At 69.6% G+C, this 14,705-nt stretch carries 13 protein-coding genes; 12 read left to right on the top strand and 1 reads right to left on the bottom strand.

The window, feature by feature from the left end; genetic code table 11:
• Positions 1–59: 59 nt before the first annotated feature.
• From AC07YS_RS02165 to AC07YS_RS02135, 7 genes are all read left to right on the top strand, one after another.
• Complete coding sequence (locus tag AC07YS_RS02165; RefSeq protein ID WP_495267025.1) at positions 60–1,268, top strand: acetyl-CoA C-acetyltransferase; 1,209 nt, start codon at positions 60–62, stop codon at positions 1,266–1,268.
• 29 nt (positions 1,269–1,297) lie between these two features.
• Positions 1,298–2,710 (top strand): enoyl-CoA hydratase-related protein, encoded by a 1,413-nt coding sequence (locus AC07YS_RS02160; RefSeq protein WP_495267026.1) that lies wholly within the window; start codon positions 1,298–1,300, stop codon positions 2,708–2,710.
• A complete protein-coding gene (locus tag AC07YS_RS02155; protein WP_495262420.1) occupies positions 2,707–3,534 on the top strand; it encodes an acyl-CoA thioesterase in 828 nt (275 codons plus the stop codon). The genes AC07YS_RS02160 and AC07YS_RS02155 overlap by 4 nt, the downstream gene beginning before the upstream one ends.
• Positions 3,531–3,947 carry an EthD domain-containing protein gene (locus tag AC07YS_RS02150; RefSeq protein WP_495267027.1) on the top strand — a complete coding sequence of 139 codons (417 nt, stop codon included), beginning with the start codon at positions 3,531–3,533 and terminating at the stop codon, positions 3,945–3,947. The genes AC07YS_RS02155 and AC07YS_RS02150 overlap by 4 nt, the downstream gene beginning before the upstream one ends.
• An 89-nt stretch (positions 3,948–4,036) precedes the next feature.
• Complete coding sequence (gene fadB / locus AC07YS_RS02145) at positions 4,037–6,187, top strand: fatty acid oxidation complex subunit alpha FadB (RefSeq protein WP_495267028.1); 2,151 nt, start codon at positions 4,037–4,039, stop codon at positions 6,185–6,187.
• A 59-nt stretch (positions 6,188–6,246) separates the two neighbouring features.
• Positions 6,247–7,029, top strand: a complete 783-nt coding sequence (locus AC07YS_RS02140) for an SDR family NAD(P)-dependent oxidoreductase (RefSeq protein ID WP_062478161.1) — start codon at positions 6,247–6,249, stop codon at positions 7,027–7,029.
• 331 nt (positions 7,030–7,360) lie between these two features.
• Positions 7,361–8,635: a hypothetical protein gene (locus AC07YS_RS02135; RefSeq protein WP_495267029.1), complete on the top strand. Its 1,275-nt coding sequence runs from the start codon at positions 7,361–7,363 to the stop codon at positions 8,633–8,635.
• 138 nt (positions 8,636–8,773) lie between these two features.
• Here the strand turns inward: AC07YS_RS02135 and AC07YS_RS02130 are convergent, their stop codons facing one another.
• Positions 8,774–9,565 (bottom strand): enoyl-CoA hydratase, encoded by a 792-nt coding sequence (locus tag AC07YS_RS02130; RefSeq protein WP_495267030.1) that lies wholly within the window; start codon positions 9,563–9,565, stop codon positions 8,774–8,776.
• 168 nt (positions 9,566–9,733) lie between these two features.
• Here AC07YS_RS02130 and AC07YS_RS02125 point away from each other — a divergent pair, with 168 nt between their 5' ends.
• From AC07YS_RS02125 to AC07YS_RS02105, 5 genes are all read left to right on the top strand, one after another.
• Positions 9,734–10,891: an acyl-CoA dehydrogenase family protein gene (locus tag AC07YS_RS02125; protein WP_495267031.1), complete on the top strand. Its 1,158-nt coding sequence runs from the start codon at positions 9,734–9,736 to the stop codon at positions 10,889–10,891.
• Between the two features lie 118 nt (positions 10,892–11,009).
• A complete protein-coding gene (locus AC07YS_RS02120) occupies positions 11,010–12,188 on the top strand; it encodes an acetyl-CoA C-acetyltransferase (RefSeq protein ID WP_495273874.1) in 1,179 nt (392 codons plus the stop codon).
• A 95-nt stretch (positions 12,189–12,283) separates the two neighbouring features.
• Positions 12,284–13,102 (top strand): ABC transporter ATP-binding protein, encoded by an 819-nt coding sequence (locus AC07YS_RS02115; protein WP_062478152.1) that lies wholly within the window; start codon positions 12,284–12,286, stop codon positions 13,100–13,102.
• Positions 13,099–13,818, top strand: coding sequence for an ABC transporter ATP-binding protein (locus AC07YS_RS02110; RefSeq protein WP_495267032.1), 720 nt, complete (start codon positions 13,099–13,101; stop codon positions 13,816–13,818). Before AC07YS_RS02115 ends, AC07YS_RS02110 begins: the two co-directional genes overlap by 4 nt.
• A gap of 13 nt (positions 13,819–13,831) precedes the next feature.
• On the top strand, positions 13,832–14,704 hold the full coding sequence (locus AC07YS_RS02105; protein WP_056577629.1) for a branched-chain amino acid ABC transporter permease: 873 nt from the start codon (positions 13,832–13,834) through the stop codon (positions 14,702–14,704).
• The last annotated feature ends 1 nt before the right edge of the window (position 14,705 follow it).

Here is a 14,705-nt window from a genome sequence, read left to right as displayed (position 1 = left end):
CAGACAAACTGAATTCCCCTGCATCCGGTGGCCTTGCGCACCCGGGCAGCGCCCTGCCCATGACCGACGACGTTTTCATCTACGACCACGTGCGCACGCCGCGCGGCAAGGGGCGCGCCGACGGTGCGCTGCACCCCATCACGCCGGTGCAGCTGGCCACGCAGGTGTTGCAGGCGCTGCGCGAACGCCATGCGCTCGACCCCACGCAGATCGAGGACGTGGGCCTGGGCGTGGTGATGCCGGTGGGCGAGCAGGGCGCCGACATCGCGCGCGTCGCGCTGCTGTCGGCCGGCTACGGCGACAGCGTGGTGGGCTTCCAGCTCAACCGCTTCTGCACCTCGGCACTCGACACGCTGAAGATGGGCTTCGGCCTCGTGGCCTCGGGCCAGGCCGACGCGGTGATCGGCGGCGGCGTGGAGTCGATGTCGCGCGTGACCATCGGCAGCGACGGCGGCGCGGTCTACACCGACCCCGCCGTGGGCCAGCGCTACCCCTACATCCCCAACGGCGTGGCGGCCGACCTCATGGCCATGCTCGACGGCGTGGACCGCGAGGCGGTCGATGCCTACGCCATGGAAAGCCAGCGCCGTGCCGCCGTCGCGCAGGCCGAGGGCCGCTTCGACCGCTCGCTCGTGCCGGTGCGCGACCGGCTCGGCCGCACCGTGCTCGCGAAGGACGAGGCCAACCGCCCCGGCACCACGATGGCCGACCTGGCCAAGCTCAAGCCTGCCTTCGCCGGCGTGGCCGCGCAGGGCTACGAAGCCATCCTGCTGCAGCGCTATCCGCAGCTGTCGCACATCGCGCCGATCCACACCGGCGGCAACTCGAGCGGCATCGTCGACGGCGCCTGCGCGGTGCTGCTGGGCAACCGCGACTACGGCACGCGCAACGGATTGAAGCCGCGCGCGCGCATCGTCGGCAGCGCCTCGTGCGCCGACGAACCATTGCTGAGCCTGGGCGGCCCGATGCCCGCCACCGAGCGCCTGCTGGCGCGCTGCGGCCTGGCCATCGGCGACATCGACCTGTTCGAAGTGAACGAGGCCTTCTCGGTGGTGCCGATGCGTTATGCGCGCCACTTCGACATCGACCCCGCGCGCATCAACGTGAACGGCGGCGCCATCGCGCTGGGCCACCCGCTGGGCGCGACCGGCGCGATCCTCACGGGCACGCTGCTCGACGAGCTGGAGCGGCGCGACGCCCACCTGGGCCTGGTCACGCTGTGCGCCGCGGCGGGGCAGTCGACCGCGCTGGTGATCGAGCGCGTCTGAGCAGCACGTCTTCTCTTTCCTTTTTTCCTATGCCTTCCCACATCCGATTCGAGGTCGATGCCGACGGCGTCGCGCTCCTCACCCTCGACGTGCCTGAGCGGCCGATGAACGTGTTCACGCCCGGCTTCACGGCCGAACTGCGCGAGGCCGTGGCGCAGATCGCGCAGCGCGCCGACGTGCGCGGCGCGGTCATCACCTCGGGCAAGGCCAGCGGCTTCATGGCCGGGGCCGACCTGAAGGACCTCGTGGGCTTTCATGCCACGGGCGGTAGCGCGGCCGAGGCCATCGAGGCGATCGCACCCGGCGGGCGCGCGTTGCGCGAGCTGGAGCGCTGCGGCAAGCCCGTGGCGGTGGCCATCAACGGTGTGGCGCTGGGCGGCGGCTTCGAGCTCGCGCTGGCCTGCCACCACCGCGTGCTGCTCGACGAGCCGCGCGCGGTGGTCGGGCTGCCCGAAGTGACGGTCGGCCTGCTGCCCGTGGGCGGCGGCACGCAGCGGCTGCCGCGCCTCATCGGCATTGCGCGCGCGCTGCCGCTGCTGCTGTCGGGCCGGCACGTGGCGCCGGCCGAGGCACTGGCGCTGGGCATGGTCGATGCGCTTGCGCCGGCCGATCAGCTCGTGCAGGTCGCGCGCCGTTGGGTGCTCGACCACCCCGACGCCGGCCAGCAGCCGTGGGACGTGAAGGGCTTCCAGGTGCCGGGCGGCGCGGGCGCACTCGCACCGCATGCGGGCGCCAGCTTCGGCGCCACGCTGGCGCAGGTGCGGCGCGACACGCACGACCAGCTGCCCGCGCCGCTGGCGATCCTGTCGGCCGTGTACGAAGGCACGCAGCTGCCGATGGACGCGGGCCTGGCGGTCGAGGCGCAGTGCTTCGGCCCCTTGCTGGCCGGCCCGGTGGCGCGCAACCTGATGCGCACGCTGTTCGTGAACCGGGGCGCGGCGCTGCGGCGCAAGGGCGACTTGAGTGCAGTCAATGCTGCGTATGTCGAACGGCTGCGGCAGCTGTACCGCAGTGAAGGTGTGGCGCTATTGAGTGAAGGCGTGTCGCCTGCGCTCATCGCGAACGCTGCGCGGCAGGCCGGGTTGGGCGAGAGTCCGTTGACCGCCGATGCAACGGCGGAACAAGCCACTGCGTCGCAACCCGATGCACGCGCCGTCGGCGAACGCCTGCTGTCGCTGCTCGCGCTCGAAGCGGCGCGCTGCCTCGAAGAAGGCGTGCTGAAGCAGCCGGTCGAGGCCGACCTCGGCGCCGTGCTCGCGCTGGGCTACCCCGACTGGACCGGCGGCACGCTCTCGTATATCGAGACCGTCGGCCTCGCGGCCTTCGTCGCACGCTGCGATGCGTTGGCCGAGCGCCACGGCGGGCGCTTCAAGCCCACGGCTGCGTTGCGCCAACGCGCGCAATCGAACACGCCGTTCTATCCCGCGGAGCACGCCGCGTGAGCCCAGGCCGCGCGCAAGCGCTGCAGTCGCTGGTCGCGCAGCTGCAGCTCGAACAGCTCGAGAAGAACCTGTTTCGCGGCACCAGCACCGACATCGGCGCACCCGCCGTCTTCGGCGGCCAGGTGCTCGGGCAGGCGCTGATGGCGGCGGCCCGCACGGTCGACGGGCATGCGGCGCATTCGCTGCACGGCTACTTCCTGCGCGCGGGGGACAAGGCCGCGCCCATCGTCTACGACGTCGACCGCATCCGCGACGGCGCGAGCTTCACCACGCGGCGCGTGGTCGCCATCCAGCATGGCGAGCCGATCTTCCACATGTCGGCCTCGTTCCACCGGCGCGAAGAGGGCGTGTCGCACCAGTGCGCCATGCCCGAGGCGCCACCGCCCGAAGACCTCACGCCGCGCGCCGGCCCGCGCGTGCGCGTCGAGGGGCCCATCGAGTTCCGCTACGTCGATCCGCGCGACCCCGTCACGGCCGGCCCGCGCCCGCCGCACAGCCAGCTCTGGCTGCGCACCGCCGACGCGCTGCCCGACGACCCGCTGCTGCACCAGGCGATGCTGGCCTATGCCTCCGACTACAGCTTCATGGGCGTGGCGATGCAGCCGCACGGCCTGGCGTTTCAACAACCGGGCGTGCAGGGCGTGAGCCTGGACCACGCGATGTGGTTCCACCGCGATTTCCGCTGCGACGACTGGCTGCTGTACGACGCCGACTCGCCCTCGGCCGAGCATGCGCGCGGCTTCTGCCGTGGTGCGCTGTTCGACCGCGCCGGCCGGCTCGTGGCCTCGGTGGCGCAGGAAGGCCTGATCCGGGTGCGCCGATGATCAAGCTCGTCTTCTGCTTGCGGCGCTTGCCGCACCTGGACCGCGCGCAGTTCCAGCACCACTGGCGACACCTGCATGCACCGCTCGTCGCTGAACGTGCCGAGGTGCTCGGCCTGCGGCGCTACGTGCAGTCGCACACGCTCGACGACGCACTCGTGCAGCCGCTGGCCGTGCCGCGCGGCAGCCCGGCGCCCTTCGACGGCGTGGCCGAGCTGTGGTGGGACAGCCTCGAGGCGCGCACCGGTGCGCGGCGCGAAGAAGCCCGCCGCGCGAGCGCCGAGCTGCTCGCGGACGAGCGCCGTTTCATCGACCTGGCGGCCTCGCCGATCTTCTTCACCGACGAATTCGCCGTGGTCGGCGACCCCGCCGCCGAGGCGGTGCGCGACTACCTGCAGGCGCGCGGCCGCCTGTAATCGTCGCTTCGGACGATGCCTGCGCGCAGGGCGCGTCCCTAAACTTTTTCCCACAGGCTGGCGCGTCGCCGGCCGCGAGGAGACCCCCTTTGTTCCAAGGCGAAAGTATCGAAGTCCTGCCCTTGCAGGACGGGCTGGTGGAGCTGCGCTTCGACCGGCGCGGCGAGGCCATCAACAAGCTCGACGCACGCACCGTCGACGAGTTCCGCCAGGCCACCGAACGCATCGCGGCCTCGCCCGATGTGCGCGGCGTGCTGGTGACGAGCACGAAAGACGTGTTCATCGTCGGCGCCGACATCACCGAGTTCGGCGCCACCTTCCAGCAGGCCGAGGCCGACATCGCGCGCGGCGTGCGCGCCAGCAACGAGCTGTTCAACGCCTTCGAGGACCTGACCGTGCCCAGCGTGGTCGCCATCAACGGCTTCGCGCTCGGCGGCGGGCTGGAGCTGGCGATGCTCGCGCCGCTGCGCGTGATGGCCGACACGGCCCAGGTCGGCGTGCCCGAGGTGAAGCTGGGCCTGTTCCCGGGCTTCGGCGGCACGGTGCGGCTGTCGCGCCTGGCCGGCCTGGCCACGGCCATCGACTGGGTGGCGAGCGGCAAGCCGGCCAAGGCGCCGGCCGCGCTGGCCGCGGGCGTGACCGACGAGGTCGCCGCGCCCGAGGCCCTGCGCGACCGTGCGCTCGCGCTGCTGCAGCGTGCGGTGCGCGGCGAGGTCGATTGGCAGGCGGCGCAGCAACGCAAGCGCGCGCCGCTGGCGCTGCCGAAGCAAGAGGCCGGTGCGCTGGTCGAGGCCGCGCGCACGCAGGTGGCGGCGCGCAGCGGCAAGCACCAGCCTGCAGCCCTCATCGCGCTCGAAATGATGGCCGAGGCCGCAAGCCGCGACCGCGCGGGCGCGCTCGACCTCGAGTCGGCCGCCTTCGGCCGCGTCGCGAAGACGCAGGCCGCCGCCTCGCTGGTGCAGGCCTTTCTCAACGACCAGGCGCTCAAGAAGCTCTACAAGCGCCACGCGCGCGAAGGCCGTCCCGTGAAGCAGGCGGCCGTGCTCGGCGCCGGCATCATGGGCGGCGGCATCGCTTACACGAGCGCGCTGCGCGGCACGCCGGTGCGCATGAAGGACATCGCGCAGCCGCAGCTCGACCTGGGCATGGCCGAGGCCGGCAAGCAGCTCGCCAAGCAGGTGAAGAACGGCCGGCTCGCGCAGGCCAAGGCCGACGCCATTCAAGCGTCGATCGTGCCGCAGCTCGACGAGGCCGGCTTCGACACGGTGGACTGCGTGGTCGAGGCCGTGGTCGAGAACCTCGAGGTCAAGCGCAAGGTGCTGGCCGCGCTGGAAGGCAGCGTCAAGCCCGGCACCGTGATCGCCTCGAACACCTCGAGCCTGCGCATCGACGACATCGCCCAGCCGCTCGCGCGGCCCGAGGACTTTGTCGGCATGCACTTCTTCAACCCCGTGCCGGTGATGCAGCTGGTGGAAGTGATCCAGGGCGCGAAGACGAGCAATGCTGCCGTGTCCACAGCCGTGGGCTATGCCGTGGCCATGGGCAAGACGCCCATCGTGGTGAAGGACTGCCCGGGCTTCCTGGTCAACCGCATCCTCACGCCGTACATCAACGCCTTCGTGCAGCTGGTGGCCGATGGCGCCGACTTCGAGGCGGTCGACCGCGCGATGGAGGCCTTCGGCTGGCCCATGGGCCCGGCCTACCTGCAGGACGTGGTGGGCATGGACGTGGGCGCGCACGTGGGCGACGTGATCGCCGCGGGCTACCCGCAGCGCATGCCGGCCCTGGAGCGCAATGCCGTGAAGCTGATGGTGGCGAACAAGCGCTACGGCCAGAAGAACGGCGCCGGCTTCTACCGCTACGAGAACGACCCCACGGGCCGCCCGCGCAAGTCGGCCGCGCCCGAGGCGCATGCGCTGGTCGCCACGCTGCAGCCGCAAGGGCGGCGCGACTTCGCGGACACGGAGATCGTCGAACGCATGATGCTGCCGATGGTCGTCGAGGCCGCGCACGCGCTCGAAGACGGCGTGGTCGCCACGCCGGCCGAGCTCGACATGGCGCTGCTGCTCGGCGTGGGCTTTCCGGCCTATGCGGGCGGGGCGCTCAAGTACGCCGACTGGCTCGGGCTGGACCGCGTGGTCGCGTTGTGCGACAAGCATGCGGCGCTCGGCGCGCCGTATGTGCCCACGGCGCGCATGCGCGAGATGGCGGCGCGCAAGCTGCGCTACTACCCGGTCTGAACGGCAGGCGTTTTCGGTTTTCTTTCTTCCTTTCTCTCTCTATCCAAGGACAACAAGAGATGCAACTCGATTCCAGCATTGCCGCCGTCGTCACGGGCGGCGCCTCGGGCCTGGGGGCCGCCACCGCGCGCCGCCTGGCCAGCCACGGCGTGAAGGTCGCGCTGTTCGACCTCAACGTGGAGCAGGGCGAGGCCCTGGCCAAGGAACTGGGCGGCGTGTTCTGCAAGGTCGATGTCACGTCGGAAGAGCAGGTCGACGCGGCCTTTGCCAAGGCGCGTGCCGCGCACGGCCAGGAGCGCGTGCTGGTCAACTGCGCCGGCACCGGCAACGCGGTGAAGACCGCGAGCCGCGACAAGGCCTCGGGCGAGATCAAGCACTTTCCGCTCGCCAACTTCGACCGCATCATCCAGATCAACCTCGTGGGCACCTTCCGCTGCATCGCCAAGTCGGCGGCCGGCATGCTCACGCTCGATGCGCTGGAAGACGGCGAGCGCGGCGCCATCGTCAACACCGCCTCGGTCGCGGCACAAGACGGCCAGATGGGCCAGGCCGCCTACACCGCCTCGAAGGCCGGCGTGGTCGGCATGACGCTGCCCATCGCGCGCGACCTCATGGGCGAGGGCATCCGCGTGAACACCATCCTGCCGGGCATCTTCAACACGCCGCTGCTGCAGGGCGCGCCCGACAACGTGAAGGCCGCGCTGGCCGCCTCGGTGCCCTTCCCCAAGCGCCTGGGCAACCCGGCCGAGTACGCGACGCTGGCCGAGCTGATGATCACCAACGGCTACTTCAACGGCGAGAGCGTGCGGCTGGACGGCGCGATCCGGATGGCGCCGCGCTGAGTACCGCAGGCCTCGAACAGATTCTGTTGAGGCAGATGCCAGACATGGAATGACCTTGAATGCATGACTCGGGGTGCGCGTTCCTCACATGGGAAGGTGTGGGAACTCGCCGCGCGCCAACGCGAATAGCGGATGGCCTGAGGAAATGCGTCCCCTGAACGTGGGATGTTCTGCTTTTCGGCCATCACTAGCATCGCCTTGCGATCGGGGGATCGCAGCTTCAAGGAAAACCATGAGAACAAGAATCGTCGGGAGTTCCGCGTGGGTGCGCCGTGTTCTGTCCCTCTGCGTGGTCGTGGTACTGGGGGGATGCTCGTCGTTGAAGGCGACCATGCCAGAACCGACCTTCGCGCAGGTTTCACTGCCGGAGAGCAAGACGGTTCTCTCGCACGCCGTGGAGGACTTCTACGAGCGGTACAAGACCAGTGCCGAGCTCACCGCCACTTCCGAGGACGCCCTGGCCCTGCTTGACGCGGGACGGATTCTGATCGAGCTTCGCTGCGAGGAGTACCTGGACGCCATCGGTCAGAGCAACCAAGCCGCAGGCCACGTGCGGCAGCAGACCAATCTTCTCGGCGGGGTCTCATCGGCATTGATGGGTATTACCGGCAATTCCGCCAAGCAAATTGCTGGCGTGGCTTCCGCCTTCAGCTTCGCGGGTGCGAGCATGGACGCGTACTCGACGGCGTATCTCTTCGCTGACGCGGGAACCTCGATCGTCAAGCTCGTTCATGCGTCGCAAGAACTCTTCATGAGAGAGGTCAACACGGGCTTGCAGGGGACGGTGCTCGACCATATGAATGCCATGCACATCCTGCTGGGCTATCAGTCGATCTGCCGGCCGGCAAAAATCCGTGCACTTGTCAACGACGCACTCAGCAAGGCTCAGGTCGTCGCAGAGATCGCACCTGACAACGGGGCCGATCTTGAAGTCCTTGGCGTTTTGGCTCAGCTGGAGCGCGAGCTTGGCAAACCCGTCTCCGAGAGCGATGCGATCAGGATCTACGGGCGCTTCCTGAAGCCGGAGGATGGAAACCTGACGCTCGCAAGCGGCGTTGCCTTGGACACGACTAGGATCGCGGGTCTTTCCAACATCTTTCTTCCGCTGGGATTGAAGAATTCCAAGGTGGCAAGTCGGTGGAAGTCGGCTCTGACCAGCGCCGCACCGCCCGCGAGCACGACGCAATTGCAGCAAGCGACGACGTCTGCCAAGGCCAGTGCGGACGCCAAGATCAGGGACGCGGAGAGCAAGAGTGCCGCCGCGAATCGAGTGGGCGCCTCGGAGGTTGCACGCAAGACATCAACGATCATCGAAACGATGAGAAGGGCACTTGAGGAGGTCCGCAGCGGTGGTGATCTGGAAAAGGCCAAGAGCTTGGTTGCGCAAGCGAAGAGCGCCGCGGGCACGGCCAAGGCGTTGCCGGACCTGAATAGCCCAGACCCGAGCGTTGCAAAGAGCGCGAAAGATGCCGTCAACGCAATTGAAACAACCGCCGCAGCAGCAGCGACCGTGGTTGACAAGGCCATTTCCACCAGGGACGGAAGTCGGGAATCGCGGCCCCGGATGAGCCAGTTCTCCCTGCCGATCATCGGCATCTCCCGTTGATGCGTTGAGTCGCCGAGCCGCCTTTCGCCTGGGCAGCGCGGCTATCAAAAATCGTCGCGGGCATCTTCAACACGCCGCGGCTGCAGGGCGACCCCGACAACGTGAAGCCCGCGCTGAGGCAAGGGCGAAGGGCCGTCGTCAGCCCTTCTGCGCCCGCCCGCGCGCCTGCACCGCCTCGCGCCGCGCGCGCAGCACCTCGGGCGTGAGCGAGGCGGCCCACTCGCGCGTGGCGGCCTGTTCCAGCGCCATGCCTTCGGCAAAGCTGCGCGCATGGCCGTCGTCGATCAGGCGCTTGTAGACCGGCAGCATCTCGGGCAGCGCGCTCGCGATGTCGGCGGCCAGCGCCAGCGCCTGAGGCATCAGCTGCTCGGGCGTGGTCACGCGGTTGACCAGCCCCCAGCGCTCGGCCTGTTCGGCACCGACGAAGTTGCCGCTGAAGGCCATCTCCTTGGCACGCGCAATGCCGATGAGCCGCGACAGCCGCTGCGACAGCCCCCAGCCCGGGATCACGCCGATGCGCGCGTGGGTGTCGGCAAAGCGCGCCTCGCTCGACGCAATCAGCAGGTCGCAGGCCAGCGCCACCTCGAGGCCGCCCGTGATGGCCGCGCCGTTCACGGCGCCGATCACCGGGCGCGGAAAGTTCGCGAGCGCGGTGGCCACGTCGGTGCCGGCGTCGCCGGTGATGGCGCCGGGGTCGATCTCGCGCAGATCGAGGCCGGCGCAGAAGGCGCGGCCCGCGCCGGTGAGGATGAGCACGCGCACGCTGTCGTCCTGCGCGAGCGTGTCGAGCGTGCGCACCAGCGCGCGCCGCAGCGCGAGCGACAGGGCGTTCATGGCCTGCGGGCGGTTCAGCGTGAGGCAGGCGCAGCCGTCCTGCGGACGGGTGAGCAGGAGGATGTCGGCGTCGTTGTCGGTTGCAGGTGTGTTCATGGCGTGTCAGTGTTGGGCGCAGGCCGGGCCGCGGCATCGTCGGAACGGACGAATCCGGCAGGCTTGTCCCGCTCACGACTCGAAACCCGCGCCCGCGTCGGCACCATGCGCCGCATTGTCTTCAATCCGTCCATCCTTGAATTTGAGAGAGAAAGAAGGAGCGTCCCCATGGACTTCAGCCTCACCCCGGCCCAGCTCGACCTGCAGGAACGAACGCGCCGCTTCATCGCCGAGGAGGTGATTCCGCTCGAATCCGACCCCCGGCAGGATTCGCACGGCCCCGCCGAGGCGTTGCGCGACGAGCTGGTGGCGCGCGCACGCCGCGCCGGCCTGCTCACGCCGCATGCGTCGAAGGCACACGGCGGGCTGGGCCTGTCGCACGTCGACAAGGCCATCGTGTTCGAGGAGGCGGGCTACTCGCCGCTCGGCCCGGTGGCCCTCAACATCCACGCGCCCGACGAAGGCAACGTGCACCTGATGGAGGTGGTGGCCACGCCGGCGCAGAAGGCGCGCTGGCTGCAGCCGCTCATCGACGGCCATGTGCGCTCGTGCTTCTGCATGACCGAGCCGCCGCCCGGCGCCGGCTCCGACCCGTCGATGATGCAGACCGTGGCGGTGCGCGACGGCGACCACTACGTGATCACCGGGCGCAAGTGGTTCATCACCGGCGCCACCGGCGCGGGCTTCGCGATCATCATGGCGCGCATGGAGGACGGCTCGTCGACCATGTTCCTGGCCGACATGGACCAGCCCGAGATCGTGATCGAACGGCAGATCGACGCGCTCGACAGCTGCTTCACCGGCGGCCACGGCGTGGTGCGCTTCGACGGCCTGCGCGTGCCGGCCACCGACGTGCTGGGCGCCATCGGCGAGGGCTTTCGCTACGCGCAGGTGCGGCTGGCGCCCGCGCGCCTCACGCACTGCATGCGCTGGCTCGGCGCCGCGCGCCGCGTGCACGAGCTCGCCGCCGACTATGCCCGCCGCCGCCAGGCCTTCGGCCATGCGCTGGTGGAGCACGAGGGCGTGGGCTTCATGCTGGCCGACAACGAGATGGACCTGCACGTCTCGCGCCTGACCATCTGGCATTGCGCGTGGGTGCTCGACCAGGGCGGCAAGGGCCGGCACGAGTCGAGCGTGGCCAAGGTGCTGTGCTCGGAGGCCGAATGGCGCGTGGTCGACCGCTCGGTGCAGATCCTCGGCGCGAGCGGCGTGTCGGACGAGACCGTGGCTGCGCGCATCTTCCGCGACATGCGGGCTTTCCGGATCTATGACGGCCCGTCGGAAGTGCACCGCTGGAGCATGGCCAAGCGCCTCGCCAAGGCCTGAGAGCGTAGGGGCGCAAGGCGCCGCCGCCCAAAATCGTCGGTTCCGACGACGCTGCGCGGCGGCGCGGCGCCAACAATGCGCTGGACTGCCGAACCGAACCCATCACCGGAGATTTCACATGCCCGAAGCCTATATCGTCGCCGCCGCGCGCACCGCCGGCGCCCGCCGCAACGGCCGCCTTGCTGGATGGCACCCGGCCGACCTGGCCGCCCAGGTGCTCAACGCGCTCGTGGAGCGCACCGATGCCGACCCCGCGCTGATCGAAGACGTCATCATGGGCTGCGTCGGCCAGGCCGGCGAGCAGGCCTCCAACGTGGCGCGCAACGCGGTGCTGGCCTCGCGCCTGCCCGAGTCGGTGCCCGCCACCTCGGTCGACCGCCAGTGCGGCTCGTCGCAGCAGGCGCTGCACTTCGCGGCGCAGGCCGTGATGTCGGGCACGATGGACATCGTCATCGCCGCCGGCGTCGAGAGCATGAGCCGCGTGCCCATGGGCCTGCCCACCACGCTGCCGCTGAAGAACAACCTGGGCTTCTACGTGAGCCCCGGCATGGAAAAGCGCTACCCCGGCATCCAGTTCAGCCAGTTCACGGGCGCCGAGATGATCGCGCGCAACTACGGCATCGAGAAAGACGCGCTCGACCGCTACGCGCTCGAAAGCCACCACCGCGCCATCGCCGCCACGAAGGCCGGCCACTTCGAGCGCGAGATCGTGCCCGTGGCCGTGCGCATGGCCGACGGCACCGAGACCGGCGAGCTGCACACCACCGACGAAGGCATCCGCTACGACGCCACGCTGGAGAGCATCGCCGGCGTCAAGCTCATCGCCGAAGGTGGGCGCTGCACGGCGGCCACCGCCAGCCAGATCTGCGACGGCGCCAGCGGCCTCATGGTCGTGAACGAGCGCGGCCTGAAGACGCTGGGCGTGAAGCCGCTGGCGCGCATCCACCACATGAGCGTGCTGGGCCACGACCCGGTCATCATGCTCGAGGCCCCGCTGCCCGCCACGCAGCGCGCGCTGCAAAAGGCCGGCATGAAGATCGAGGACATCGACCTGTACGAAGTCAACGAAGCCTTCGCGCCCGTGCCCATCGCCTGGCTGAAGGCGCTGGGCGCCGACCCGGCCCGCATCAACGTGAACGGCGGCGCCATTGCGCTGGGCCACCCGCTGGGCGCCTCGGGCACCAAGCTGATGACCACGCTGGTGAACGCCCTGGGCCAGCGCGGCAAGCGCTACGGCCTGCAGACCATGTGCGAAGGCGGCGGCATGGCGAATGTGACCATCATCGAACGGCTCTGACGAAGCCGGGCGGCCTTTTTTGCGCCGCCACCTGGCAGCGCCCGCGCGGGGGCGGCGCTGACCTTTTCCGTTCCCTCACAAAAAGAGATCGACGCATGATTCATGACACCGATCGCGGAGACAAAGAGAACACCCCCCTGTTGCGCATCGACGCGGTGTCGGTGCGCTTCGGCGGCATCGTGGCGCTCGACGGCGTCTCGTTCGACGTGCGGCGGGGCCAGATCTGCGGCCTCATCGGGCCGAACGGGGCGGGCAAGAGCACGCTGTTCAACTGTCTCTCGCGCCTGTACGAGTGCAGCGCCGGCCGCATCGAGTTCGACGGCCATCCGCTCACGCGCCTGCCGCGCCACCGCATGGCGGGCCTGGGCATCGGGCGCACCTTCCAGAACCTGGCGCTGTTTCGCACGATGACCGTGCGCGACAACGTGCTGGTGGGCTGCCACAGCAAGCACCACGCGGGCTTCCTGCGCAACGCCTTCCGGCTGCCCGGCGTGGCGGCCATCGAGTCGCAGGCACGGGCGCGGGCCGACCAGTTGATCCACTTTCTCGACCTCGAGGCCGTGGCCGAACGCGAAGTGGCCGACCTGCCCTTCGGCACGCAAAAGCGCGTCGAGCTGGCGCGCGCACTGGCGGCCGAGCCGCAGCTGCTGCTGCTCGACGAGCCGGCCTGCGGCCTGAACCACGAAGAACTCGAAAGCCTGGGCACGCTGATCCGCGACATCCGCGACCGCCTGAACGTGACGGTGCTGCTGGTCGAACACCACATGAGCCTCGTGATGGGCGTGTCCGACAAGGTGGTGGCGCTGAACTTCGGCAAGAAGATCGCCGAGGGCACGCCGGCCGAGGTGCGCGCGCACCCCGAGGTGATCCGCGCCTACCTGGGCGAGGAAGCAGAAGCGGAGGCGATGGCATGACGACCAACATTCTCGAAGTGCGCGGGCTGCATGCGGCGTACGGACCGACGCGTGTGCTGCAGGGCATCGACCTCGACATTCCCACCGGCCAGGTCGTGGCGCTGCTGGGTGCCAACGGCGCCGGCAAGACCACCACGCTGCGCGCGCTGTGCCAGATGATGGTGAGCACCGAGGGCCGCATCATGCTGGCCGGCCAGCGCATCGACGGCCGCTCCACCGAGCAGATCGCCAAGGCCGGCGTGGGCCACGTGCCCGACGGGCGCGGCACCTTCCTGGGCCTCACGACCGAGGAGAACCTGCGGCTGGGCGCGTACGCGCGTGCGAGCAGGGACGGCATCGACGCCGACATGGAGCGCGTGTTCGACTACTTCCCGCGCCTGCGGGAGCGCCGCGCCCAGCAGGCCGGCACGCTCTCGGGCGGCGAGCAGCAGATGCTCGCCATCGGCCGCGCGCTCATGGGCAAGCCGCGCCTGCTGCTGCTCGACGAGCCCTCCTTCGGGCTCGCGCCGCTCATCGTGAAGGACATCTTCTCGATCATGCGGCGCATCAACAAGGAAGAGCGCGTGTCGATCCTGCTGGTGGAGCAGAACGCCAGGCTCGCGCTCGACCTGGCCGACTCGGCCTACCTCCTGGAAACCGGCCGCATCGTGCTCTGGGGCACCGCCGCCGACATCCGCCGCAACGACGCCGTGCGCAAAGCCTACCTGGGCGAATAAGGGCCTCACACCGATGAATGCATTCCTGCACCAACTGCTGGCGGGCCTGGCCACCGGCGGCATCTACGCCAGCGTTGCGCTGGCGCTGGTGATGATCTACCAGGCCACGCACCACATCAACTTCGCGCAGGGCGAGATGGCGATGTTCTCGACCTTCATCGCCTGGAGCCTCATGCAGGCCGGCCTGCCGTACTGGGCCGCCTTCGTGGCGACCGTGGCCCTGTCCTTCGTGCTCGCGGCCGTGGTGGAGTTCACCGTCATCCGGCCCATGCACGACAAGCCGGCGCTGTCGGTGGTGGTGGTGTTCATCGGCCTCCTGGTGATCTTCCACAGCCTGGCGGGCTGGCTCTTCGGCTACACCATCAAGCAGTTCCCGAGCCCGTTCCCGTCGGACGCGTGGTTCGGCAGCGCCATGATGTCGGCCCACGAGATGGGCGCCATCGGCGTCACGCTGCTGGTGGTGCTGCTGCTGTTCGCGTTCTTCCGCTTCACGCCGCTGGGCCTGGCGATGCGCGCCGCGGCGCAGAACGCGGCCTCGTCGCGGCTGGTGGGCATCAACGTCGGGCGCATGCTCATGTTGGGCTGGGGCCTGGCCGGCGCCATCGGCGCGGTGGCCGGGATGATGGTCGCGCCCGTGGTCTTCCTCGACCCGCACATGATGACCGGCGTGCTGCTGTACGCCTTTGCCGGCGCGCTCATCGGCGGCATCGACAGCCCCGTGGGCGCGGTGCTCGGCGGCTTCATCGTCGGCGTGCTCGAGAACCTCATCGGCACCTACGTGGTGGGCACCGAACTCAAGCTGTCGGTGGCGCTGGTGCTGATCGTCGGCGTGCTCATCGTCAAGCCTTCCGGCCTCATGGGCCGCAAGTTGGTCACCCGGGTCTGAT

Source organism: Variovorax sp. GW458-11-26-14-LB1, assembly GCF_059423965.1.
The sequence above is the reverse complement of the archived record's forward strand: the minus strand, read 5'-3'. Positions and strand labels throughout refer to the sequence as shown.

Bases quoted from the DNA above. Each gene is read 5' to 3' on its own strand.
- AC07YS_RS02125 (WP_495267031.1), top strand. From the start codon at position 9,734: ATGGACTTCAGCCTCACCCCGGCCCAGCTCGACCTGCAGGAACGAACG.
- AC07YS_RS02130 (WP_495267030.1), bottom strand. From the start codon at position 9,565: ATGAACACACCTGCAACCGACAACGACGCCGACATCCTCCTGCTCACC.
- AC07YS_RS02140 (WP_062478161.1), top strand. From the start codon at position 6,247: ATGCAACTCGATTCCAGCATTGCCGCCGTCGTCACGGGCGGCGCCTCG.
- AC07YS_RS02105 (WP_056577629.1), top strand. From the start codon at position 13,832: ATGAATGCATTCCTGCACCAACTGCTGGCGGGCCTGGCCACCGGCGGC.
- AC07YS_RS02150 (WP_495267027.1), top strand. From the start codon at position 3,531: ATGATCAAGCTCGTCTTCTGCTTGCGGCGCTTGCCGCACCTGGACCGC.
- AC07YS_RS02165 (WP_495267025.1), top strand. From the start codon at position 60: ATGACCGACGACGTTTTCATCTACGACCACGTGCGCACGCCGCGCGGC.
- AC07YS_RS02110 (WP_495267032.1), top strand. From the start codon at position 13,099: ATGACGACCAACATTCTCGAAGTGCGCGGGCTGCATGCGGCGTACGGA.
- AC07YS_RS02120 (WP_495273874.1), top strand. From the start codon at position 11,010: ATGCCCGAAGCCTATATCGTCGCCGCCGCGCGCACCGCCGGCGCCCGC.
- AC07YS_RS02135 (WP_495267029.1), top strand. From the start codon at position 7,361: ATGCCAGAACCGACCTTCGCGCAGGTTTCACTGCCGGAGAGCAAGACG.
- AC07YS_RS02160 (WP_495267026.1), top strand. From the start codon at position 1,298: ATGCCTTCCCACATCCGATTCGAGGTCGATGCCGACGGCGTCGCGCTC.
- AC07YS_RS02115 (WP_062478152.1), top strand. From the start codon at position 12,284: ATGATTCATGACACCGATCGCGGAGACAAAGAGAACACCCCCCTGTTG.